General features: G+C 70.4%; 19 protein-coding genes. 9 read left to right on the plus strand and 10 right to left on the minus strand.

The window, feature by feature from the left end:
- Positions 1-31: 31 nt before the first annotated feature.
- The 4 genes from gcvT to ACRYCC_RS03735 all read right to left on the minus strand — a co-directional run bounded on the left by gcvT (position 32) and on the right by ACRYCC_RS03735 (position 5,294).
- Positions 32-1,186 carry a glycine cleavage system aminomethyltransferase GcvT gene (gene gcvT / locus ACRYCC_RS03720; protein WP_433808677.1) on the minus strand — a complete coding sequence of 385 codons (1,155 nt, stop codon included), beginning with the start codon at positions 1,184-1,186 and terminating at the stop codon, positions 32-34.
- Between the two features lie 376 nt (positions 1,187-1,562).
- The gene (locus tag ACRYCC_RS03725) at positions 1,563-2,345 is read right to left on the minus strand and encodes a 3-oxoacyl-ACP reductase (protein WP_433808679.1); all 783 of its coding nucleotides are present in this window, start codon (positions 2,343-2,345) and stop codon (positions 1,563-1,565) included.
- Between the two features lie 95 nt (positions 2,346-2,440).
- Positions 2,441-3,820: an aldehyde dehydrogenase family protein gene (locus ACRYCC_RS03730; RefSeq protein ID WP_433808681.1), complete on the minus strand. Its 1,380-nt coding sequence runs from the start codon at positions 3,818-3,820 to the stop codon at positions 2,441-2,443.
- A gap of 115 nt (positions 3,821-3,935) precedes the next feature.
- The gene (locus tag ACRYCC_RS03735; RefSeq protein WP_433808683.1) at positions 3,936-5,294 is read right to left on the minus strand and encodes a glutamine synthetase family protein; all 1,359 of its coding nucleotides are present in this window, start codon (positions 5,292-5,294) and stop codon (positions 3,936-3,938) included.
- 212 nt (positions 5,295-5,506) lie between these two features.
- On the opposite strand from ACRYCC_RS03735, the gene ACRYCC_RS03740 reads away from it, so the two are divergent.
- Positions 5,507-6,262, plus strand: a complete 756-nt coding sequence (locus ACRYCC_RS03740; protein WP_433808685.1) for a FadR/GntR family transcriptional regulator — start codon at positions 5,507-5,509, stop codon at positions 6,260-6,262.
- Between the two features lie 78 nt (positions 6,263-6,340).
- Positions 6,341-7,642, plus strand: a complete 1,302-nt coding sequence (locus ACRYCC_RS03745) for a M50 family metallopeptidase (protein ID WP_433808687.1) — start codon at positions 6,341-6,343, stop codon at positions 7,640-7,642.
- Between the two features lie 139 nt (positions 7,643-7,781).
- Here the strand turns inward: ACRYCC_RS03745 and cds1 are convergent, their stop codons facing one another.
- A complete protein-coding gene (cds1, locus tag ACRYCC_RS03750; protein WP_433809910.1) occupies positions 7,782-8,864 on the minus strand; it encodes an L-cysteine desulfhydrase Cds1 in 1,083 nt (360 codons plus the stop codon).
- Positions 8,865-8,969: 105 nt separating this feature from the next.
- Here cds1 and ACRYCC_RS03755 point away from each other — a divergent pair, with 105 nt between their 5' ends.
- The 3 genes from ACRYCC_RS03755 to ACRYCC_RS03765 all read left to right on the plus strand — a co-directional run bounded on the left by ACRYCC_RS03755 (position 8,970) and on the right by ACRYCC_RS03765 (position 12,226).
- The gene (locus tag ACRYCC_RS03755; RefSeq protein ID WP_433808689.1) at positions 8,970-9,806 is read left to right on the plus strand and encodes a hypothetical protein; all 837 of its coding nucleotides are present in this window, start codon (positions 8,970-8,972) and stop codon (positions 9,804-9,806) included.
- A gap of 87 nt (positions 9,807-9,893) precedes the next feature.
- Complete coding sequence (locus ACRYCC_RS03760; RefSeq protein WP_433808691.1) at positions 9,894-10,649, plus strand: bestrophin-like domain; 756 nt, start codon at positions 9,894-9,896, stop codon at positions 10,647-10,649.
- Between the two features lie 68 nt (positions 10,650-10,717).
- On the plus strand, positions 10,718-12,226 hold the full coding sequence (locus ACRYCC_RS03765; protein WP_433808693.1) for a hypothetical protein: 1,509 nt from the start codon (positions 10,718-10,720) through the stop codon (positions 12,224-12,226).
- Positions 12,227-12,247: 21 nt separating this feature from the next.
- On the opposite strand, the gene ACRYCC_RS03770 is transcribed toward ACRYCC_RS03765, so the two are convergent.
- Positions 12,248-13,771 carry an ATP-dependent DNA ligase gene (locus ACRYCC_RS03770; RefSeq protein WP_433808695.1) on the minus strand — a complete coding sequence of 508 codons (1,524 nt, stop codon included), beginning with the start codon at positions 13,769-13,771 and terminating at the stop codon, positions 12,248-12,250.
- Positions 13,772-13,902: 131 nt separating this feature from the next.
- Between ACRYCC_RS03770 and ACRYCC_RS03775 the strand changes: the two genes are divergently transcribed.
- Complete coding sequence (locus ACRYCC_RS03775; RefSeq protein ID WP_433808697.1) at positions 13,903-14,706, plus strand: hypothetical protein; 804 nt, start codon at positions 13,903-13,905, stop codon at positions 14,704-14,706.
- Between the two features lie 654 nt (positions 14,707-15,360).
- Complete coding sequence (locus tag ACRYCC_RS03780; RefSeq protein WP_433808699.1) at positions 15,361-16,065, plus strand: 4'-phosphopantetheinyl transferase family protein; 705 nt, start codon at positions 15,361-15,363, stop codon at positions 16,063-16,065.
- A 36-nt stretch (positions 16,066-16,101) separates the two neighbouring features.
- Here ACRYCC_RS03780 and ACRYCC_RS03785 read toward each other — a convergent pair whose 3' ends face one another.
- Complete coding sequence (locus tag ACRYCC_RS03785; protein WP_433808701.1) at positions 16,102-17,214, minus strand: ferritin-like domain-containing protein; 1,113 nt, start codon at positions 17,212-17,214, stop codon at positions 16,102-16,104.
- Positions 17,215-17,342: 128 nt separating this feature from the next.
- Between ACRYCC_RS03785 and ACRYCC_RS03790 the strand changes: the two genes are divergently transcribed.
- On the plus strand, positions 17,343-18,035 hold the full coding sequence (locus ACRYCC_RS03790) for a TetR/AcrR family transcriptional regulator (RefSeq protein WP_433808703.1): 693 nt from the start codon (positions 17,343-17,345) through the stop codon (positions 18,033-18,035).
- Here the strand turns inward: ACRYCC_RS03790 and ACRYCC_RS03795 are convergent.
- On the minus strand, positions 17,998-18,663 hold the full coding sequence (locus tag ACRYCC_RS03795) for a TetR/AcrR family transcriptional regulator (RefSeq protein WP_433808705.1): 666 nt from the start codon (positions 18,661-18,663) through the stop codon (positions 17,998-18,000). The two genes, ACRYCC_RS03790 and ACRYCC_RS03795, sit on opposite strands and share 38 nt — an antisense overlap.
- Positions 18,664-18,749: 86 nt before the next feature.
- Between ACRYCC_RS03795 and ACRYCC_RS03800 the strand changes: the two genes are divergently transcribed.
- Positions 18,750-20,207: a flavin-containing monooxygenase gene (locus ACRYCC_RS03800; RefSeq protein ID WP_433808707.1), complete on the plus strand. Its 1,458-nt coding sequence runs from the start codon at positions 18,750-18,752 to the stop codon at positions 20,205-20,207.
- Between the two features lie 96 nt (positions 20,208-20,303).
- Here ACRYCC_RS03800 and ACRYCC_RS03805 read toward each other — a convergent pair whose 3' ends face one another.
- Together ACRYCC_RS03805 and fabG are read right to left on the minus strand one after the other, a co-directional pair.
- Complete coding sequence (locus ACRYCC_RS03805) at positions 20,304-21,758, minus strand: MFS transporter (protein ID WP_433808712.1); 1,455 nt, start codon at positions 21,756-21,758, stop codon at positions 20,304-20,306.
- 11 nt (positions 21,759-21,769) lie between these two features.
- Positions 21,770-22,531 (minus strand): 3-oxoacyl-ACP reductase FabG, encoded by a 762-nt coding sequence (gene fabG / locus ACRYCC_RS03810; RefSeq protein WP_433808714.1) that lies wholly within the window; start codon positions 22,529-22,531, stop codon positions 21,770-21,772.
- Between the last annotated feature and the right edge of the window lie 125 nt (positions 22,532-22,656).

Consider the following 22,656-nt stretch of genomic DNA (forward strand, 5'->3'; position numbering starts at 1 on the left):
TTCTCCTGATGAAAGTGTTGGTCGGGCGTGCCTACGGCGAGACACGTTTGTAGAAGGGCAGAGGGACCACGTCGACCGGCTCGTGCCTGCCTCGGATGTCGACCGCGAGCTCGTCCGTGCCGGCGCCGGTGTCGAGATAGGCCATCGCGATCGGCCTGCCCAGTGTCGGCGACGGAGCGCCACTGGTCACGACACCGCACGGCGTGCCGCCCTGCTCACCTGTGGTGACCACCGCGTAGCCGTGCCGGGGGACCCGGCGGCCCTTGGCGACCAGGCCGACGAGCGTACGCCCGGGCGGGGTGTCGGCGAGGGCCGTCAGAGCCTCCCGGCCTACGAAATCGCCTTCCTTGTCCAATTTCACCACGCGGCCCAGACCGGCGTCATAGGGCGTGGTCTCGGTGGACAGTTCGTTCCCGTACAGCGGCATGCCCGCCTCCAGGCGGAGCGTGTCACGGGCGGACAGGCCGGCCGGCCTGAGGTCGTCACCGCCCGCCTCGACGAGCGCGTGCCACAGCGCCGCGGCGTCGCCGCTGGAGACGAACAGCTCGAAGCCGTCCTCGCCGGTGTACCCGGTGCGCCCGATGAGGGCGTCGATCCCGGCCACCTCCCCGGCCAGGATCGCGTAGTACTTGAGGTCGGCCAGCGGCGCCCGGGTGACCCGGAACAGGATCTCCTGGGCCTTCGGCCCCTGCACCGCGAGCAGCGCGTACGCCTCGGACCGGTCGTCGACCACCGCGTCGTACCCGGCGTCGCCCGGCCCGGCGCCCTCGGCCGCGTCGCGGCGGTGGACACGGTCGATCAGCGCCTCGCGGACGACGGCGACGTTGGAGGCGTTGGCGACCACCATGAAGGTCTCGTCGGCCAGCCGATAGACGATCAGGTCGTCCAGCACCCCGCCGGCCGCGTCGCAGATCATCGTGTACCGGGCACGGCCGACGGCCAGCGCGGACAGATTGCCGACCAGCGCGTAGTCGAGGGCGCGGGCGGCCTGCGGCCCGGAGACGAAGATCTCCCCCATGTGGGAGATGTCGAACAGCCCGGCACTGGTACGGACCGCCACATGCTCGGCGGTCTCGCTGCCGTAGCGCAACGGCATCAGATAACCGGCGAAGTCGACGAGATTCGCGCCGAGACCCTCATGGATCTCGTGCAGCGGCGTCCTCTTCACTTCGGGTGGCGCGGACATCGGCACCTCTCTCGCGGGGGAATCGCGTCACTGGCCATTCACGCCGCGTAACTGGACTGTACGCTCTGTGCAGTGGTCCGCGAGCTGGAAGGCACGAACCGACCTTAAGCCGGGGACACGGTTGTACGGGATCGATCGGACTGCCGGTCGGCTCGCGACCCGCCGGGGACCGCGGCCGCCCGGTGCGGACGGCACGGCCTTCCCCGGCGGTGGGTCTGAGCTGCGAAGCCCTCGCCTACGAGCCGGGTGGCCGACGGGCAGGCTCCCTGGTCCGGAAGCCAATTGTCAGGCTAGCAGCGGTTCACCTGGCAGTGGACTGCAGCATGATCGCTCCGGCCGGGCGGGCCATGCGGCGGAATCGGCCGGTCACGCTGAGTCACATCGGAGTGACGTAGGCGCCGGCGATGCCACCGTCCACCAGGAACTGCGAGGCGGTGATGAAGGCGGCGTCGTCGGAGGCCAGGAAGGCCACGGCCGCCGCGATCTCCTCGGGCTCCGCGAAGCGCCCCACCGGGATGTGGACGAGCCGCCGGGCCGCGCGCTCGGGGTCCTTGGCGAACAGCTCCCGCAGCAGCGGGGTGTTCACCGGTCCCGGGCAGAGCGCGTTCACCCGGATGCCCTCGCGGGCGAACTGCACGCCCAGCTCCCTGCTCATCGCCAGCACGCCGCCCTTGGACGCGGTGTAGGAGATCTGGCTGGTCGCCGCGCCCATCACCGCCACGAAGGACGCGGTGTTGATGATCGACCCCTTGCCCTGCTCGCGCATGTAGGGCAGCGCGTACTTGCAGCACAGGTAGACGCTGGTGAGGTTCACCTGCTGTACCCGCTGCCAGGCGTCCAGCCCGGTCTCCAGGATCGAGTCGTCGTCCGGCGGGGAGATGCCGGCGTTGTTGAAGGCGATGTCCACGCTGCCGTAGGTGTCGTGCGCGGTCCGGTAGATCCGCTGGACGTCGCTCTCGCTGGTGACGTCGGCGTGCACGAACACCGCGCCGGAGCCCTGGACCTCGTGCGCCATCTTCGCCGCGGCCTCACCGGCCACCTCGTCGATGTCGACACAGACGACCTTGGCGCCCTCCTCGGCGAACCGGCGTACGGTGGCCAGCCCGATTCCGCTCGCCGCCCCCGTCACCACGGCCACCCGGCCTGCCAAACGCTGCATGGCGATGTACCTCTCACTCTCTCTTCCGTGATCATGATGGTTCGTGCATGATCACGGGGGATTGGGCCGTTCCGGTTGGGTGGAACGAGCCGGGGTCAGTCGGTCGAGATGAAGACGTTCTTGGTCTCGGTGAAGGCGGTCAGGGCGTCCGGGCCGAGTTCGCGGCCGAACCCGGACTGCTTGAAGCCGCCGAACGGCGTCCAGTAGCGCACCGAGGAGTGCGAGTTCACCGAGAGGTTGCCGGCCTCCACGGCCCGCGACATCCGCAGTGCCCGGCCCACGTCACGGGTCCAGATCGACCCCGACAGCCCGTACGCCGTGTCGTTGGCCAGCCGTACCGCGTCCGCCTCGTCGTCGAACGGCGCCACGGTCACGACCGGCCCGAAGATCTCCTCGTCCCAGGCCGGGCAGTGCGGCGCGGCCCCGGCCAGCAGCACCGTCGGGGGGAACCAGTAGCCGGGCCCCTCCGGGACCTGTCCCTGGAAGGCGATCGTCACGCCCGTTCCGTTCGCTCCCGGCGGGACGTACGACGTCACCTTCTCGCGGTGCGCCGCGCTGATCAGCGGGCCGATCTCGGTCTTGTCGTCGTACGGGTCGCCGGCCCGGACACCCAGCACCGCGGGTTCGAGCAGTTCCAGGAACCGGTCGTAGACCTGCCGCTGCACGAGGATGCGCGAGCGCGCGCAGCAGTCCTGGCCCGCGTTCTCGAAGACCGCGTACGGCGCGGACGCGGCGGCCTTCTCCAGGTCGGCGTCGGCGAAGACGATGTTGGAGCTCTTGCCGCCCAGTTCGAGCGTCAGCCGCTTCACCGAGGGGGCGCAGGCCGCCATGATCTCCTTGCCGACCCGGGTGGAGCCGGTGAAGACGATCTTGCGTACGTCCTCGTGCTCGACCAGCCGGCGGCCTGCCTCGGGACCGGTGCCGGGCAGCACCTGCAGCACGCCCTCGGGCAGCCCCGCCGCCAGTGCCAGCTCGCCCACCCGCCGCGCGGTGAGCGGGGTCAGCTCGGCGGGCTTGACGATGACGGTGTTGCCCGCGGCGAGCGCGGGCGCCATGCCCCAGCCCATGATCGGCATCGGATAGTTCCAGGGCACGATCACGCCGACGACGCCGAGCGGCTCGTGGAACGTCACGTCCAGCCCGCCGGGCACCGGGATCTGCCGGCCGCTGAGCCGCTCGGGGGCGCCGGCGTAGTACTGCACGACGTCGCGGAGGTTGGCCGCCTCCCACCGGGCCTGGCTCACCGGGTGACCGGCGTTGACGATCTCCAGCTCGGCCAGTTCGTCCAGGTGGTCGTCGATCTGCTGGGCGAAGGCGCGCAGCAGCCGGGCGCGCTCGCCCGGACCGCACGCCCGCCACGCCACGAAGGCCCTGGCGGCCAGGCCGACCGCCGCGTCCACCTCCGCGGCGCCCGCCATCGACACCGCCTCGACGAGCTCCTCGGTCACCGGATTGATCACATTGAACTCGGCCACGGAACCCCCCTTGATGTCATCACTCCCTCTCCCACCGCCAGCACGCCCCCTCTTCCTCCGTGATCACGCAATCGATCGTCGATGGATTGCGTGATCACGGAAGGGAGAAGGGAGGTCACAGGCGTTCGAAGCCGCGGAACAGCTCCCAGTCGGTGATCGCCCGGTCGTAGGCGGCCAGCTCGATCCGGGCGTGGTTGGCGTAGTGCTCGACCACCTCGTCGCCGAAGACCTCGCGGGGCAGGGCGCTCTCCCCCCAGCCGGCCAGCGCGTCGCGCAGCGTGCTCCGCAGTTGCGGTGCGTCCGAGGCGTAGGCGTTCCCGGCGAAGGCCTCGTCGAGGGGCAGCTCATTGTCGATGCCGTGCAGCCCGGCGGCGATCATCGCGGCCAGCGCCAGATGCGGGTTGACGTCGCCGCCCGGCGCGCGGTTCTCGATCCGCAGGGAGTGGCCGTGCCCGACCAGCCGCAGCGCGCAGGTGCGGTTGTCCACCCCCCACTTGATCGCGGTGGGCGCGAACGACCCGGGCTGGAAGCGCTTGTAGGAGTTGATGTGCGGCGCGTACAGCAGGGTGAAGTCGTCCAGGCAGGCCTGCTGCCCGGCGATGAAGTGCTCTCCCAGCTTCGACAGCCCGTGCGGCCCGCCGCCCGCCAGCACGGCGCCGCCCTCGGTGGAGCGCAGCGACAGGTGGATGTGGCAGGAGTTGCCCTCCCGCTCGTTGGGCTTGGCCATGAAGGTGAGCGACATGCCCTCCTGGGCGGCGATCTCCTTGGAGCCGGTCTTGTAGAGCACGTGGTTGTCGGCGGTGGCGAGGGCCTCGTCGTACCGGAAGGCGATCTCGTGCTGGCCGAGGTTGCACTCGCCCTTCGCCGACTCCACGTAGAGGCCCGCGCCCTCCATGCCCAGCCGGATACGGCGCAGCAGCGGCTCGATCCGGCCGGTGCCCAGCAGCGAGTAGTCCACGTTGTACTGGTTGACCGGTGTGAGGTCCCGGTACGCCTTCGACCAGGCCTGCTCGTAGGAGTCGGAGTAGACCACGAACTCCAGCTCGGTGCCCGCGAAGGCGGTCAGGCCGCGTTCGGCGAGCCGGGCGAGCTGGCGGCGCAGGATCTGCCGGGGCGAGGCGACGACGTCGGAGCCGTCCTCCCAGACCAGGTCGGCGAAGACCAGCGCGGTGCCCTCGTGCCAGGGGATCCGGCGCAGCGTGTCCAGGTCCGGGCGCATCACGAAGTCGCCGTAACCCCGCTCCCAGGAGGACATCGCGTAGCCGTCGACGGTGTTCATGTCGATGTCCACCGCGAGGAGGTAGTTGCAGCCCTCGGAGCCGTGCTGCGCGACCTCCTCCAGGAAGAACCGGGCCGAGAGCCGCTTGCCCTGCAGCCTGCCCTCCATGTCGGTGATCGCGATGAGGACGGTGTCGATCGTGCCCGTCAGCACCTCGTCGCGCAGCTGCTCCAGGGTGAGCCGGCCATCCGTCATGGGCGGGGTCCTCTCCTCGAAAGGTGGTGCGGACATTGTCGCGTGGGCGGGCGCCGGCCCTCCGCCCGGCGTCTGCCCGCGCAGGCAGGCGCATCAAACGGTCTAATGTCAGGCCATTGATAGATATAGGGGTAATCGCTGTCAAGGGCCACTGTCGACGCGAAACCGACATGTAACGTGGGCTGCCACAGTTGCATGACGGGGAGGATCGGGTGGATCCCAGCGCGACGGTCGTCTCCGAGGAGTCTCGGGGTGCGACGGAACTCCCCGCCTTCCTCCGGCCGGTCCGGGCCGGCAACGCCTTCGAGGAGACCGTCGAGCGTCTGCTGCAGGTGATCAAGCTGGGCGCGGTCGTGTACGGAGAGCGGCTGCCGCCGGAGCGCGAGCTGGCCCCCCGGCTCGGCGTCAGCCGGGTCACGCTGCGCGAGGCCATCCGGGCCCTCCAGCAGGAGGGGTTCGTCGAGTCCCGGCGCGGCCGGTTCGGCGGGACCTTCGTGACCTACCGGCCCCGGGCGCCCCGGCGCGGTGACCTGGAACGGGTCGCGGCGGACATGGGCGACCTGCTCGCCGACGCGCTGTCGTACCGGCACGCGATCGACACCGGCGCCGCGCAGCTGCTGGCCGCCAACGGGCTGAGCGAGGGGCAGCAGGCCCGGCTGCTGGGCAGCCTGGAGGAGGTCACCCTGGCCACCCCGCACGACTACCGGCGGCTGGACGTGCGCTTCCACCTCACCATCGCCGAGCTCACCGGCTCCTCCCTGCTGGCCGAGGCGTGCGCGGACGCGCGCATGCGGGTGACCGACCTGCTCAACGCCATTCCCGTCCTGCAGCGCAACATCGAGCACGCCGCCGTCCAGCACGCCGCGATCGTCGACGCCGTGCTGGCCGGGGATCCGGAGGCGGCCCGCCGCGCGGTCGCCGAACATCTGGAGGGGACAGGCGCCCTGCTGCGTGGTTTTCTTGCATAGTTACGGGTTTACGGGTATCACAGCGCCGATCACATACGCTGGGCCGCGAGTGCCGAGCGATCACGGAGGACGCGGAGAATGGAAACGCTGATCATTCTGGGTGGCGCGGTGCTGTTCTTCGTGCTGCTGATGCTCTCCATCGCTCTGCACGAACTCGGTCATCTCTCCTTCGCCAAGCTCTTCGGCGTACGGACCACGCAGTACATGGTGGGATTCGGTCCCACGCTGTGGTCGCGGCACAAGGGCGAGACCGAGTACGGCATCAAGTGGATCCCGCTCGGCGGCTACATCCGGATGATCGGAATGCTGCCCCCGCGAAAAGGTGACCCGGAAGGACATATCCGGCGATCCTCTACCGGCCGGTTCCAGGGCCTGATCGACGCGGCCCGGGAAGGCGCGCTGGAGGAGGTACGGCCCGGCGACGAGAACCGCGTCTTCTACGCCAAGAAATGGTGGCAGAAGCTCATCATCATGTTTGCGGGACCGGCCATGAACCTGATGCTGGCGGTCATCTTCTTCGCCATCCTGATCATGGGGATCGGCCTGGTCAAGACCCAGCCCGTGGTCAGCTCGGTGGCCAAGTGCACCATTCCCTCGACCCAGGTCGACCAGGAGTGCCGGGGCGGCGAGCCGCTCACCCCGGCCGCGGCGGTCGGCCTCAAGCCCGGTGACCGCTTCCTGTCCTACGGCGGCGAGAAGGTCGACTCCTACCCGCAGCTGCAGAAGCTGATCCGCGGCTCGGCCGGGCAGACGGTGCCCATCGTCGTCCGGCGCGACGGCAAGCAGGTCCCGCTCACCGTCAACGTCACCAAGAACCAGCTGCCCTCGCTGGACGAGCCGGACAAGACCGTGACGGTCGGCTTCCTGGGCATCACCCCCCTGCAGGCCCGGGAGCGCGGCGGACCGGGTCTCGTGGTCAGCGCGATGAGCGACATGACCACCCGTACCATCGACTCCCTGATCCACATGCCGCAGAAGATGGTCGGGGTCTTCCAGGCCGCCTTCGGCGATCAGAAGCGCGACCCCAACGGCCCGATCGGCGTGGTCGGAGCCAGCCGGATCGGCGGCGAGATCCTCGCCTCGAAGAGCCCGGTGGTGGAGAAGTTCGCGACGTTCCTCATGCTGCTCGCCGGGATCAACTTCGCGGTCGGCATGTTCAACCTCGTCCCGCTGCTGCCCTTGGACGGCGGGCACATGGCGGGGGCGCTGTGGGAGGGGCTCAAGAAGTCCTTCGCCCGCCTGATCCGCAGGCCCGATCCCGGCTATGTCGACGTGGCCAAGGCCCTGCCGCTCACCTATCTCATGGCCGCGGTGTTCATGGTCATGGGCGCATTGCTGATCTACGCCGACGTTTTCAACCCCATCCACTTCTCGGGTTAGCCGGTTGGCCGGCGCTCGCTTCGCTCGCGCGCCTCGCGGGCGCTTTGACGCGGCCTCTTCCCTCGTCGCGTGCTCCGCTCGTACCTCGCTGCGCGCGCTCCTCGGTCCAGAGACCGCGCGCCCGCTCGGGTGCCCAATCTCAGGGCGCGATGAGTTTGCCGGTGGTGTGGAAGGCCGTCAGCGCCTCGACGTAGGGCCGGATGCCGATGCCCTGCGAGGTCAGCCAGGTGTCCGACCCGTACGTCCGGGCATAGCGCTCCGCGCCGTCGCAGATCAGGGTGACCACGCTGCCCCGCTCGCCCGCGGCCAGCATCTCGGAGATCAGGATCGCCACGCCCCACATGGCGGTGCCGGTCGAGGCTCCGACGCTGCGCCCGCTCACCTCCATCGTCCAGCGCATCGCTCCGATGGAGGCGGCGTCCGGCACCTGGATCATCCGATCGATCACCGACATGGTGAACGACGGCTCCACCCGGGGCCGCCCGATGCCCTCGATCCGTGAGCCCCGCGCCGTGTGCTCCTGGTTTCCCGAGGCGTAGGCGTCGAAGAACGCCGATCCCTCCGGATCCACCACCGCCAGCTTGGTCTGGAACCGCCGGTAGCGGGCGAAGCGCCCGATGGTGGAGGAGGTGCCACCGGTGCCGGCGCCCACCACCACCCAGGTGGGTTCCGGGAACCGCTCCAGCCGCAGCTGCGAGAAGATCGACTCGGCGATGTTGTTGTTGCCGCGCCAGTCGGTCGCCCGCTCGGCGAAGGTGAACTGGTCCATGTAGTGGCCGCCGCACTCCGCCGCCAGCCGCCGCGACTCGGCGTACATCGTGGACGGGTCCTCGACCAGGTGGCAGCGGCCGCCGTGGAACTCGATCAGCTCGATCTTCTCCTGGCTGGTGCTCGCCGGGATGACCGCGATGAACGGCAGGCCGATCAGCCGGGCGAAGTAGGCCTCGCTCACCGCGGTGGATCCGCTGGAGGCCTCGATCACCGGTGTGCCCTCTTGTATCCAGCCGTTCGCCAGCGCGTAAAGGAACAGTGACCTGGCGAGCCGGTGCTTCAGAGAACCTGTCGGGTGGACAGACTCGTCTTTCAAGTAGAGGTCGACTCCCCACTCCGGCGGGAGCGGGAACACGTGCAGATGTGTGTCCGCACTGCGGTTGGCGTCGGCTTCGACCTTACGGATGGCCTCGGCGATCCAGGCCCGGGAGCCGGGGTCGCAGTGGTCGATGGACTGGCCGGTGATCAGGCACCCCCTGCGCTCGGATGCCTACAGCGTACGGTGTCTTCCCACGTCGAGCGGGGCATCATGGTAGTCGACCAGGTCGGGGGACTCATGGAGGACTTGTTCGCGCGGCGCATCGTGGAGACGGGGCGGCTGCCGCTGTTCTGCTTCTTCGTGGCGTTCATGGTCACCTTCGTCCTCACCCGCGTCAACGTGCGGCTGATCCGCGCCGATGTGCGCTGGTGGTTCAAGGACGTGCAAGCCGGTGATCTGCACATCCACCACGTCGTGTTCGGCGTGGTGCTGATGCTGCTCGGCGGGGTGGGAGGCTTCGCCATCCCCGACTTCTACAGCGGGCTCAACATCGCGGCCGCGGTGGTCTTCGGAATGGGCGCCGCGCTCGTCCTGGACGAGTTCGCGCTGATCCTGCACCTGCGGGACGTCTACTGGACCGAGGAGGGCAGAGCCTCGGTCGACGCTGTCTTCATCGCCGGCGCGCTCACCGGCATGCTGCTCCTGGGGGCCCGCCCGGTGGGCTGGAGCGACGCCGACGTGCTGGAGGTCCGGGGCACCCAATTGCTGATCGCCACCATCGTCTACGTCGTGTGGATGATGATCAACCTGGCCTCCGCCGTGGTCGCCCTGCTCAAGGGAAAGATCTGGACGGGGCTGATCGGGATCTTCATCCCGGTGCTGCTCTACGTCGGCGCGATCCGGCTCGCCAGGCCTGGCTCACCGTGGGCGCGCTGGCGCTACCGGCCCGGGTCCCGCAAATACCGCCGGGCGGAACGGCACGAGCAGCGGGTCCGGCGGCCGCTCATCAAGGGCAAGATCTGGGTCCAGGAGTTCATCGCCGGCCGGCACGACCTGATCCCGCTGGACCGCCTGCAGCGTCAGCGCAACCGGGACGACGACCAGGAGCGGACAGGGTCGGGCACCCGGCTGTGACGACCCGTTGTCTCCGGGTTGCTTCACTCTCTGATGTGATATGACTACTCATGGTTAATATCCGTATCCAGCCCCCCGGAGACGACCGTGCTGATCCAGTCCCTTCTGGCCGCCTGCGCGGCCGTGGCCCTGGTCGTGATCGCAGCCCTCGCCTTCAGAAAGTACGGAACCCACGACGACGAGCCGGACGGCCCGACCGTCGGGCACGCGGGTGCGATGCTGTCGGCGCTCTTCCTCCTGGTCTTCTCGATCGCGATCATCGTGCCGTGGACCACGGTGGACGCCGCCCGCCAGAACACCTACTCGGAGGCGCAGTCCCTCAGCGAGGCCTACTGGACCGCCGGCGGGCTGCCCCCGGCGGAACGCCAGGTGATCCGCACCGGTATCACCGACTACGTACGCTTCGTCACCGGCCAGGAGTGGCGCCAGATGGGGAGCGGCAGGCTGAGCGAGGCCGGCTGGCAGAAGCTCGATGCCGTCCGCGTCGCGCTGCGCGGCATGCGGTTCACCGACGACGACACCAAGGCGGTGCGCGACAACGTCGGTGAGCGCATCCGCGAGGTGTACGCGGCCCGCCGGCAGCGCACCGTCGACGCCAGGGCCGGCCTGCCGTCCGGAGTGCTGGTCTTCACGGTGATCACCGGGCTCGTGATGATCATCTTTCCGTTCCTGGCCGGGGCGAGGCCCCGGGGGATGGCCCTGGCCCCGCTCGTGGTGATGGCCATGATGCTCTGCATCTGCGTCTACACCGTCTTCCACATCAACCACACCTTCACCGGTGGCCTGGCCGTGGGCCCGGACGCCTTCACCTCCGCACTCCAGGGCTTCGCCCGGATCCCCTGACCGTGCCCGGCACGGACGCCGGACGTGCCTCGGCGCGACGACGGTCACTGGACGAGTTGGAGATTCCCATGCGTGACATCGTGGATCCACGCGGTTCGGCGGTGCGCCTTCCGGCCGCTCTGGCCGGGGTGGTGCTGGGGCTGCTGACGGTGGCCGAGCCGGCCGCCGCCGACCCGGGGCCCGTGGCACCGGCGCACGCCCCCGTGACGGCGGCGGGCTCCGGCCGGAGCCACTCCCCGAGACCGGCTGCGCCCCGGGCGCGGCCCCCGAGACCACCTGCGGGCCCGCAGGGTGCGGCGTCGCCGAAGCCCGCGGTGACGGTGCACGCCCCGCGGCATACGCCCCGGCCGTCGGCGGCGGTGCACACGCCCAAGCCGTCGCCGGTGGCGCCGCTCCACGACGCGGCGGCGTCCCCACGGCCGGCGGTGCCGGTGCACGATGCGGCACCGTCGCCGAGGCCGGCCGCGCAGGCGCCGAGGCCGGCGGGGGCCGTGTCGAGTCCGGTGACGCTCGCATCAGGTCCCGGAGCGCCCGCGCCGGGTTCGGCGATGCCCGCCCAGACCCCGGTGGCGCCCGCACAGGCTCCGGTGGTGTCCGCGCCGGGGTCCGCAGCGCCCGCATCGGGTGCGGGTGCGCCTGCGCCGGGTTCGGTGGTGCCCGCACAGAGCCCGGCGGTGCCCGCACAGGTCCCGTCGGCGTCGCCGCCGGGAGCGCCCATGGCCGTTTCGGTGGCACCCGCGCCGGGTTCGGTGGCACCCGCGCCCGGTTCGGTGGTGCCCGCACAGAGCCCGGTGCTTCCCGCGCCGGGTCCGGCGGCGCCCGCGCCCAGTCCGGTGGTGGCGGGCGGGCCGGGGACCTTGCGGATCGGCCTCACCCTGGGAGGCGGCACGGGGAGCGGGGGTACGGCCGCCGTCGCGGGCTCCCCGACCCTGCTCGCGGGCCCGGGGACGGGGTCCGGACCGGGGGCGGGGTTGAGCACGCTGGTCGCCGCGTCGGCACCGGACGCCTCTCTCGCGCTGCTCCTCGGGCTCCAGGTCAGCCCGACGCCGGGCGTCGTGGTCTGCGCCGATGTGACGGTGGCCGGGATCGCCCTGGGAGCCCAATTGATCCTCGGCTCAGGGAGCTGCGCCGCCCCGGTGCCCGCGGCCATCGCCCCGCAGCCCGCGGCTCCGCAGCCCGCGGCCGTGGCCCCCGCGCAGCCGCCGGTCGTCGTGCAGCCCGCACCGGTGGCGGTTCAGCCCGTACCCGTCACCGCCCCACCCGTACCCGTGGCCGCCGCACCGGCATCGGTCGTCGCCCAGCCCGCTCCCGCCGTGGCCGTCGCACCGCCACAGCAGCCGGCGCCCTCGGCGGTGAGTGCTCCGGCGGTGGGTGTCCCGGCGGGCCCGGAGCGGAGGCCACCCCGCCACGCGCCGGTGGCGCCGCCGCCCGCCCGGCACTACCAGGCCAGGGTGATCCCGGCGGAGGCGCACGTGCTGCCCCCGCACCGCCACCCGTTCAAGAACCTCTTGGTGGTCGTCGTCATGGCGATGGTCGTCGCCGCCTTCGCCGGAGGGCTGTTCGCCGGCCATCGCTGACACCGCGACGGCTCGGGCTGCTCAGTCCAGATGGAGGGCCGCGATGGCCCGCACCGTGTCGACCGTGTCGGCCTCGGCCGCCGGCTTGTCCGGGCGGTAGCGCAGCACCCGGGCGAACCGCAGTGCCATCCCGCCCGGGTAGCGGGAGCTGCGCTGCACCCCGTCGAAGGCGATCTCGACCACGAGCTCGGGCCGGACCCGGACCGTCCAGGAGTCGTCGCTGACGGCCAGCTCCTGGAGCCGCTCGGTCTGCCAGCCCAGGAGCTCGTCGGTCAGCCCCTTGAACGTCTTGCCCAGCATCGTGAACGAGCCGGTCTCCGGGTCCCGGGCACCGAGATGCAGGTTGGACAGCCAGCCCTTGCGACGCCCATGGCCCCACTCGGCGGCCAGCACCACGAGGTCCAGGGTGTGCCGGGGCTTCACCTTGATCCAGCCGGCGCCCCGCCGCCCGGCGGCGTAGGGGGTGTCCAGCGACTTGACCACCACGCCCTCGTGCCCGTGCGCGACGGCGCCGCGGAAGAACTCACCGGCGGACTCGGCGGAGCCGGTGACCAGCCGGGGCATCCGCAGCCCGGCCGGGACGGCCCCGGCCAGCGCCGCCTGGCGCTCGGCGGCCGGGCGGTCGAGCAGGTCCACTCCGTCGAGATGCAGGACGTCGAAGAGGAACAACGACAGCGGCATGGTCTCCGAGGTGCGGCTGGCGGCCCGCGCAGCGGTCACCTGGAACGGCTGCGGACGTCCGTCCTCCCGCAGCGCGATCAGCTCGCCGTCGAACACCGCCGACCGCACCGAGAGCGCGCGCAGCACCTCGACGACCTCGGGAAGGCGCTCGGTGATGTCGTCCAGGGTCCGGGTGAACAGCCGTACCTCACCGGTGCCGGTGACATGTGCCTGGATGCGGATGCCGTCCAGCTTCCATTCGACCGCGACCTCGGCGCCGAGCTTGGCCAGCGCCTCGTCCAGGGTGGCGGCGCTCTGCGCGAGCATCGGCTTGACCGGGCGGCCGACCTCCAGGCCGAACCGCCGGAGCCCGGCGGCGCCGTCGGCCAGGGCCGCCACGGCGACCGGCGCCAGCGCCCCGCGCAGCATCGTGGCCCTCCGCACCTCGGTGGCCGGCACCTCGGCGGCCACCGCCACGGCGTCCGCCATCACCCCGTCCAGCGCTCCCTGGCGCAGCTCACCGGAGAGCAGCCGGATCAGGAACGCCTGCTCTGCGCGGGTGGCCCGGCCGAGCAGCGCACCGAGCAGTTCGCGGCGCCCGGCCACCGACCCCTTGCCGGACAGCCCGCCGATGCGGGTGAAGGCCTCGTCGACCTCGGCCACGGTGAGAGCGGGCTCGTCGGCGGGTGCGGGCGGGTCCCGGAAGGCGGCATAACCGACCCCGATCTGCCGCTGCGGCAGCTCCCCGGAGAGGTACGCGACCGCGATGGCGACCTCGGACGGTCCGGCGTCCCGCAGGCACCGGCCGAGCAGCTCGATCTTGGCGCGGCGGCCCGCGGTCGCGGTCACGGCCTCGGAGGTCCGGGTGATCTCGGCGAGCAGCACTCTCCCATTCTCGCCGCCGGTACCGACAAATCCACCGACCGGGGCCGAGACCTGGATTGAACGCCCCGTGACGGGCTACTTTCGAAGGACGACCTGCTTGACCAACGGACTCGGCGCAGTAGGGAGCGTGCGTGGGGCACCCCAGACCTCCAGAGTCCTTCCCCCGGGTCTATTCGCCGCCCGAGCCGCCCTCGACGGCGCGCAGATCCGCATTCGTCGGCATCCTCACGGCGGTGCTGGCCTTCGGGCTCGCCGGTCTCGCCATCCTCTACGTCAGCTCGGGTTTCGGCGGCAGGCCGTCGCACGGCCGGCCGTTCGGTGCGGGCTCGCAGCAGCCGTCCAGCGCACCGTCGCCGGTCACCTCCGCCACCCCGGCGCAGACATCCTCCGTCACGCCCACGCCCACCTCCGGGTCGCCGTCGCCGTCGGGCGCCCCGCTGTTCGTCCGGCTGCCGCCCGTGTGCGGCACCCCGTCGGAGGCGACGTCCGTCAGGCTGGTGCCCAGCCCGCGGATCACCTCGAGGAGCGGCAACACCACCGTCACCACCTGCACCGTCGTCTCCACCGGCGGCAGCCGCCCGTCGCTGCACGTGGAGGCCTATCTGTTCCGGCCGCAGAACGGCGGAGACCCGATCAAGGACGCCCAGGCGTTCGTCTCCTCGGACTGGACCCAGGCGCACAAGGACGACGGCCTGACCTCGACCGTCCTGCTCCAGCGGCATCCGGGGCTCGGGGACGAGGCGTTCCGCTGGTACCGGAGGGACAAGGGGGAGCCGGTGGTGGTGGGGGAGGTGGAGGTCCGCTTGCGGAACGCGGTCGTACGGGTGGCCTATTCACGGGACGCGCCCGCCAAGGCCGAGGAGCAGGCGACCCAGAAGCGCCTTCTCGACGAGGCCGCCGGTGTCGCCCGGCAGGCCGTACGGGCCTTCGCCTAGCGGCCCGTACCCGCACCTGCCCGGGGACCGGGCCCGATACGACGACCCACCGGTCACTTTCCGCCTTGCCGTTTGACAATTGCTGTCCTCAATCGGCCGTATGGCACATGTCGCTGTGAGCGCGCTCGTAAAATGATTTCGGAGTTCGGGGCGGGACTGCCGATGACCACGCAACGCATCGGCATGGTTACCTGATTCAAGGGGGAAGAAAGCGGGGGCGCCATCCCTTGGATCGCGCGTCATCTGTGGAGGAGGAGCGACGTGCATGCCATGAGAAATGGAGTGTCTTGGGCTTAGCCGGCTCGGGGGCGAGTAGGGAAGACGAGGTCAAGGCTCGAGGGTCGCCGGATGCGAGGCATCCGGCGACCCTTTGCAATTGAGCGGTGGCTTTGCGCAACCGGCCGGATCACGGAGTTCGGGGATGGCGCATCATTGAAAAAGGGCGTAGGTGTTCCTGTCATAAGAAGGCGCGCTGTGTTCGCGCTCTCTGGCGCTTCCATCCGTACACACGGTCGTTGTAAATCCGTGATCAAAAATGCGAAGTGCGCTCACTTTTAGGCGGCCGCCGTACTTTCGGTGGCTTTCTTTCCAGTTCCCCCGGGAGCCCGGAAGGCGAGCGTGGCCGTACCGGGTCGTGGGTACTACCGTGGGCGCGTGCTGGAGAGTCAGGTGTGGTGGGCCACCCGCGGTGATGTTCGGCCGGGTCATGTCCGGCTGCTCGACGAGGTGGAGCATGGCCGCCGCGATCGCTACCTGCGGCCCGAGGACCGCGACCGGTTCACGATCGGGGTGGCGCTGACCCGGCTGGTGCTGGGAGAGGCGCTCGGTCTCCCTCCCGAGCGGGTGCCGCTGGACCGCACCTGCACGGACTGCGGCCGGCCGCATGGCGCGCCCAGGCTGCCGGGAGGCACGGGGCCCCACGTCTCGATCTCCCACTCGGGAGATCGGATCGCCCTGGCGGTGAGTGCCGCGGGCCCGCTCGGCGTGGACGTCGAGGCCGCCCGCGGGGAGCTGGACCGGGAGATCGCCGACCGGGTGCTGGGGCCCGCCGAGCTGGCCGATCTGGAGCGGCTCGGCCCCGCGCGGTGGCAGTCCGGGCTACTGGCCTACTGGACCCGCAAGGAGGCCGTGGTCAAGGCGACCGGCGACGGACTGCGGGTCCCGCTGACCGATCTGCACGTGTCGGCGCCCGATCAGGGCCCGCGCCTGCTGGACTGGCAGGGACGCCCGGGGCTGCCCGGCCGGTTCCGGCTGCACGCGCTGAACCCCGGCCCCGGCTACGCCGCCTGCCTGGCCCTGATGGACCAGCCGCACGCCACCGTCGAGGAGACCCCGGCGACCGCCCTGCTCGCCGAATGACCCCCGCCCCTCGCCCGCCCCGCCTCACTTCCGTGATCAGGAGGAGGCGGCGGCCTCGGCGGTGATGACGGCGTCGACCTCACTCTTGCGCTCGGCCTCCTCGGCGGCGAACCGGTCGGCGTCCAGCTTCTCGGCGATGTCCTCGTCCTGCTTCATGAGGGCGTCGAGGTCCTGCCGGGACATGTCGAGCACGCCCATGTCGTCATAGGCCCGCTGGATGCGCTCGCTCCACAGGCCGATGTCCCGGACGCACGGCACGATCCGGCTGAACAGGAAGCTCTGGTACATCTTCATGTACGGCGACTGATCGGCGATCTTCTTCATCTCCCGGGAGTCGATGCCGAAGTTGTCCCAGATCTCCAGTCCGCGGATCCTGTCCCGCATCAGGTGGCAGCCCTCGATGACGAAGTCCTCGCGTTCCCTGAGCTCCGCCGGGCTGAGCTGCTTGTAGTGGTCGCGCAGCGCCATCCGCCCGAAGGCGACATGCCGGGCCTCGTCCTGCATGACGTACGCCAGGATCTGCCTGGGCAGCGGCTTCTTGGTGATGTCCCGGGCGACGCCGAAGGCGGCCAGCGCGAGACCCTCGATGAGGACCTGCATGCCGAGGTAGGGCATGTCCCAGCGGGAGTCGTTCAGCGTGTCGTCGAGCAGACCCTGGAGCTTGGCGTTGATCGGATAGATCATCCCGACCTTCTCGTGCAGGAAGCGCGAGAAGGTCTCGGCGTGCCGGGCCTCGTCCATGGTCTGGGTGGCCGAGTAGAACTTGGAGTCCAGGTCCGGGGTCGACTCCACGATGCGGGCGGCGACGATCATCGCGCCCTGCTCGCCGTGCAGGAACTGGGAGAACTGCCAGCTGGCGATGTGCTGCCGGATGTCCTTGAGATTCTGCTCGCTCATCCGGTCCCAGTACTTCGTGCCGTAGATCGCCATGGCCTGGTCCGGCGTGCCGAGCACGTTGTACGGGTCGACCTCCAGCGACCAGTCGATCCTGGCGGCCGAGTCCCACTGCTTGTCCTTGCCCTTCTGGTACAGGTCGAGCAGGCGCCGCCGTCCGTCGTCGTACTCCCACGTGAAGCGGGCGTCGCCGGCCAGCGGGACGTCCCAGGTGGACCTGTCCACGGGCTTGCTGTAGAAGTCGTGGGTCGACATGGGCGCTCCTCGTCGTTGTGAGCCGGGGCCGACGGCACGGTGACGTACGATGTACGTCTAACGTACGATGTACGTACCGTGCCACGCTGGTCGTACGCGTGTCAATGGACCGGAGAGAGGTGTGGCAGGTGCCACGAGGAGCGGGAGCCGTGCCGGTGCGCGCCGCGCTCAGCCGGGATCGGATCATCGGCGCGGCCATCGACGTGATCGAGCGTGAGGGCGAGGCGGCCCTGTCGATGCGCCGGATCGCCACCGAGCTCGGCGTCGCGGTGATGTCGCTCTACAACCATGTGCCCAACAAGGGGGCGCTGCTCGACGGAGTGGCCGAACGCATCCTCGCCGGCATGGAGGTCGGCGACGACGGCGCGGCGGGCTCCCGGCCGCCAGGGGAGGGCGAGCACTGGACCGAGCGGGCGCGGGCGCTGATCCGGGCCTATCGCAAGGTCGCCCACGACTACCCGCGCTGTGTGACGCTGGTGCTGACCCGCAGGATCGACGCGCCCTCCGGGATGCGCCCGGTCGAGCACGCGCTGGCCCTGGCGGCCGACGCCGGCTTCGACGGTGAGACCTCGGTGCGCATCATGCGCGCGCTGCTGGCGTACGCGATCGGTGCCCAGATGCGCGAGGTCGGCGCGGCCAAGCTGCTGGACTACCTGCCCCAGCAGGCCGCCGAGCGCTTCGACCGCCTGGACCCGGAGCAGTTCCCGCATGTGGCGTCGTTCCAGGAGGAGCTGATGAGACATGATCCGGAGACCGACTTCGAGTTCGGCCTGGATCTGATGCTCAGTGCCCTGGACCTGCTGCCGCGTCGGACGCGGTGAGGTACGGGCTGAGCCCGTGCCAGCAGAAGTCGGTGACGTAGCCGGCCGCCTCCTCGGCCGTCACCTCCGGCCGCTGGAGGCGCCACAGGGTCAGCCGCTCGCACGCGCCGATGATGATCTCGGTGAAGGCCTCAATGGCCTGGGCGGGCGCGTCCGGTGCGAAGGCCGCCAGGATCGGTGTGATCAGCCCGCTCTGCTGGCGGCGGGTGGCCTCGATGTCCTCGCCCGCGGCGGACAGCACCAGCGGCTCCTGCAGCACCATGGCCATCGACCGGCTGTGCTCGTCGGTGAACGCGAAGTAGGCCAGCATGCCCCGCCTCAGCACCTCGAGGGGCGACGTGGCCTCGGCCATGGCCGCCTGGGTGGCCTGGTAGAGGCCCGCGCGGGACCGCGCGATGGCGGCGCGGAGCAGGCCTTCCTTGGACCCGAAGTATTCGTACAGCATCGGTTTGGAGACCCCGCAGCGCTCGGCGATCTCCTCCATGGAGACGCCGCGGTATCCGAGCTCGGCGAAGACCTCCTCGGCCACGTCGAGCATCTGCCGTTCCCGCTCGGCGCGTGACATCCGGCGCCGGGACGCCCGCGGGGGCGGCCCCGCGACCGGGCGGGATGGTGTGGCGCTGCTCACGTACGAGATCCTATCGCCTTGATCTACCGCCGGTAACTTACTGATGGTAACTTACTTCTAGTAGATTGACAGCGAGGTGAGGGATCATGAGCGACCAGCCCCAGATCGTCATCGTCGGGTCCGGGTTCGCCGGGCTCGGGATGGCGATCCAGCTCAAGAAGGCCGGCTTTCACGACTTCGTGGTGCTGGAGAAGAGCGAGGCCCTGGGCGGCACCTGGCATTACAACACCTATCCCGGCTGCGCCTGTGACGTGCCGTCCCCGATGTACTCCTACTCCTTCGAGCTGAACCCGGGCTGGACGCGGCTGTTCGCGCCGCAGCAGGAGATCTGGGACTACCTGCGACGCTGCGCGAAGAAGTACGGCATCGAGCCGCACCTGCGCTACAACAGCGCGGTCGAGCTGCTCGAATGGGACGACGCCGCCGCCCGCTGGAACGTCACCACCGCCGACGGCGAGGTCCACACCCCCAGGGTGGTGGTCTCCGGGGTCGGGGCACTGCACATCCCGTCCTACCCGGAGCTGCCCGGCCTGGAGAGCTTCCAGGGCACCACCTTCCACTCCGCCGAGTGGAACCACGACTACGACCTGACCGGCAAGCGGGTCGCCGTGATCGGCACCGGCGCCAGCGCCATCCAGTTCGTGCCGCGGATCGCCGAGCAGGTCGCGGAGCTGAAGGTGTTCCAGCGGACACCGCCCTGGATCCAGAGCAAGCCGGACGTGAAGATCCCCGCCGGGGTCCGGAGCGCGTTCGCCGCGGTTCCCGGGCTGGGCCGGGCGGTGCGCAACCAGATCTACTGGACCCTGGAGGCCCGGGCGGTCGGCTTCGCCATCGACCCGCGACTGAACAAGCCGATGGACTGGATGGCCCGCAGGCACATCGCCAAGCAGATCGCCGACCCCGGGCTGCGGGCCAAGGTGACCCCGGACTACACCATCGGGTGCAAGCGGGTGCTGCTGTCCAACGACTACTACCCGGCGCTCACCCGGCCCAACGTCGACCTGGTCACCGACGGTGTCGCCGAGGTGCGCGAGCACTCGATCGTCACCACGGCCGGCCAGGAGTACGAGGTCGACGCGATCATCTACGGCACCGGCTTCAAGGTGGTGGACGGCCTCGCCGAGCAGCACATCATCGGCCGGGACGGGGTGAAGATCCAGGAGCTCTGGGAGGACGGCATCGAGGCTTACCACGGCACCACGGTCCCCGGGCTGCCCAACTTCTTCATGCTGCTGGGCCCCAACACCGGGCTCGGCCACAACTCCGTCGTCTTCATGATCGAGCAGCAGGTCCAGCATGTGATGAGCTGCCTGCGCCTGCTGTCGGAGCGCAGGGCCGAGACCATCGAGGTCAGGCCGGAGGCCATGCGCCGGTTCAACGACCGGCTGCACCGGCGGCTGCGCAGGGCCGTGTGGAACGAGGGCGGCTGCCAGAGCTGGTACCTCGACGAGCACGGCATCAACCGCACGCTGTGGCCCGGTTTCACCTTCGAGTACTGGGCGTCCACCCGCAAGGCCAAGGCCGCGGACTACATCACCGCCTGATCTCCTCCCGAGACCGCCCCCGACGCCCCGACCGTGATCATGCAATCGTTCGACGATCGATTGCGTGATCACGGCATGGATCGGGGTGGGGGCCGTTCAGGCGTCGGACAGGCGCGGGGCCTCTTCCGCGGGGGTACGGACCGTACGGGAGTGACGCTCGCCCACCAGGCTCGCGACGGCGGCCGACATGGACAGCAGCGCCATCACGAGCATCACCGCGATGGCCCGGTGGTAACCGGACAGCAGCGCGGGCAGCTCGCCGTGCGGGACGGTGCCGGCGAAGACCGCCGGGCGGTCCGTGCGGGGCAGCGCGCCGGCGATGAGCGTGAGGGCCATCGCGATGCCGAGCGTGTTGCCCACGTTCTGCAGGGTGAGCCGCATGCCGTTGACGGCGCCGAGCTGGTCGTGCGGGACCCGGGTCATGATCGCGGTGGTGTTGGCGGTGAGGAAGATGCCCGACCCGCAGCCCAGCAGGGCGAGCCCGGTCGCGACGACCGCGTACGGGGTGTGGCGGTCCAGGGTGAGCAGCAGGACGACGAGCCCGGTGGCCGTGAGCGCGGGCCCGGCGACGGCCACCGCGCGCGGGCTGGTCCAGCGGGCCAGCGTGCCGGCCAGCGGTGAAGCGATCATCATCGCGATAGGGACGGGCAGCACCGCGAGCCCCGCGGTCGCGGCGTCCGCCTCCCACACGCCCTGGAAGAACAGCGAGAACACCAGCACGATCCCGAACCTGGCGAGGGTATGGAAGAACGCCGCCAGGTTGGCCAGCGAGAAGCCGCGGTCGGCGAACAGCTCCAGGCTGACCAGCGGGTACGGGGTGCGCCGCTGGGCCCACCAGAACACCGGCATCAGCACCGCGAACGCGACGGCCCCGGCGCGCACCAGCGGGCTGTCCCAGCCGAGCGCTCCCGCCTCGGACAGCGCGAGCAGCAACCCGCCGAGCCAGCCCAGCAGCAGCAGGCCGCCGCGCAGGTCGATCGGCCGGCGCGGGCCGCGCGGCACCCGCCTGAGGGTGACCCATCCCCAGGCGAAGGCGGCCAGGCCGACGGGCACGTTGAACCAGAACACCCAGCGCCAGCCGGCCGCGTCGGCCACGAAACCGCCCACGGACGGACCCAGCACCTGGGACACCGAGATGCCGGAGATGTAGACGCCCATGCCCTGGCTGAGCAGGTGCCGCGGAAAGGCGTGCGTGATGAGGGCGGCGCCGTTGGCCAGGATCATCGCGAAGCCGACCGCCTGCACCACCCGTAGCGCGATCAGCACCCAGATGCCCGGAGACCAGCCCATGAGCAGCCCGGCCGCGGTGAACACGGCGTACCCCGTCAGATAGGTGGTCCTGCGGCCGAACACGTCGGAGAGCCTGCCGAACACCACCAGCAGCACCGTGTTGGCCAGCATGAACGACAGCAGCACCCAGTTCGCCGCGAAGGCACCGGCGTGGAAGTGCCGGACGACCACCGGCAGCGCCACGTTGAGGGTGCTGGCGTTCATCCCGGTGAGCAGCGTGCCCAGCGTGATCACCGACAGCACGCGCCAGTGGTAGGGCATGCTCCGCGCGCTCAGGCTCGGGGACCCCCGGCGACGTAGATGACCTGACCGGTGACGTACGAGGAGTCGGGACCGCACAGGAAGGACACGACGCCGGCGATGTCGTCGGGAGTGCCCACCCGGCGCAGCGGGATCGTCCTGGCGGCCGCCGCCTTGCGCTCCTCGGCGTCGGCACCGGCCCGTTCCGCCACCGACTTGGTCATCGCGGTGTCGATGAAGCCGGGGGCCACGGCGTTGACGTGCACCCCGAAGGGGCCGAGCTCGATGGCGAGGGTCTTGGTCATGCCCTGCAGGCCCGCCTTGGCGGTGGAGTAGTTGGTCTGGCCGCGGTTGCCGAGTGCCGCGGTGCTGCTGAGGTTGACGATCCGGCCCCACGCGCCGGCCACCATGTGCCGCTGCGCCGCGCGCGAGCACAGGAAGCCGCCCTTGAGATGGATGTCGATGACGGTGTCCCAGTCGTCGTCGGACATCTTGAACAGCAGGTTGTCGCGGATCACCCCGGCGTTGTTGACCAGGACGTCCAGCGAGCCGAGTTCCCCGACGGTCCGCTCGACCGCGGCCTCCACCTGGTCCTTGCTGGAGACGTCACAGGCCACCGCGATCGCCTCACCGCCGGCCGCGCGGATCGCCTCGGCGGTCGTCTTGCCGGACTCCTCGGTCAGATCGACCACGGCGACCTTGGCGCCGTCGGCCGCCAGCCTGAGCGCCGTCGCCGCGCCGATGCCCTGGGCCGCGCCCGTCACGAACGCGGTCCTTCCGGTCAGATGGCTCATCGCAGGTCCTGCCCTTCAGCGTCGGTACCGGTCACGTTCGATCGATCACTGTGAGACCGATTCTAGAAGAAGGTTCTAGAATATGTTCAGCCTCGGCTTGCGGGCGGGGGTGTGTCAAGGCCCCG

The organism is Actinomadura scrupuli (assembly GCF_050971785.1).
In the GTDB taxonomy this organism is placed as follows: domain Bacteria; phylum Actinomycetota; class Actinomycetes; order Streptosporangiales; family Streptosporangiaceae; genus Actinomadura_E; species Actinomadura_E scrupuli.

Bases quoted from the DNA above. Each gene is read 5' to 3' on its own strand.
- gcvT (WP_433808677.1), bottom strand. From the start codon at position 1,186: ATGTCCGCGCCACCCGAAGTGAAGAGGACGCCGCTGCACGAGATCCAT.
- ACRYCC_RS03725 (WP_433808679.1), bottom strand. From the start codon at position 2,345: ATGCAGCGTTTGGCAGGCCGGGTGGCCGTGGTGACGGGGGCGGCGAGC.
- ACRYCC_RS03735 (WP_433808683.1), bottom strand. From the start codon at position 5,294: ATGACGGATGGCCGGCTCACCCTGGAGCAGCTGCGCGACGAGGTGCTG.
- ACRYCC_RS03745 (WP_433808687.1), top strand. From the start codon at position 6,341: ATGGAAACGCTGATCATTCTGGGTGGCGCGGTGCTGTTCTTCGTGCTG.
- ACRYCC_RS03755 (WP_433808689.1), top strand. From the start codon at position 8,970: ATGGAGGACTTGTTCGCGCGGCGCATCGTGGAGACGGGGCGGCTGCCG.
- ACRYCC_RS03765 (WP_433808693.1), top strand. From the start codon at position 10,718: ATGCGTGACATCGTGGATCCACGCGGTTCGGCGGTGCGCCTTCCGGCC.
- ACRYCC_RS03785 (WP_433808701.1), bottom strand. From the start codon at position 17,214: ATGTCGACCCACGACTTCTACAGCAAGCCCGTGGACAGGTCCACCTGG.
- ACRYCC_RS03800 (WP_433808707.1), top strand. From the start codon at position 18,750: ATGAGCGACCAGCCCCAGATCGTCATCGTCGGGTCCGGGTTCGCCGGG.
- ACRYCC_RS03805 (WP_433808712.1), bottom strand. From the start codon at position 21,758: ATGCCCTACCACTGGCGCGTGCTGTCGGTGATCACGCTGGGCACGCTG.
- fabG (WP_433808714.1), bottom strand. From the start codon at position 22,531: ATGAGCCATCTGACCGGAAGGACCGCGTTCGTGACGGGCGCGGCCCAG.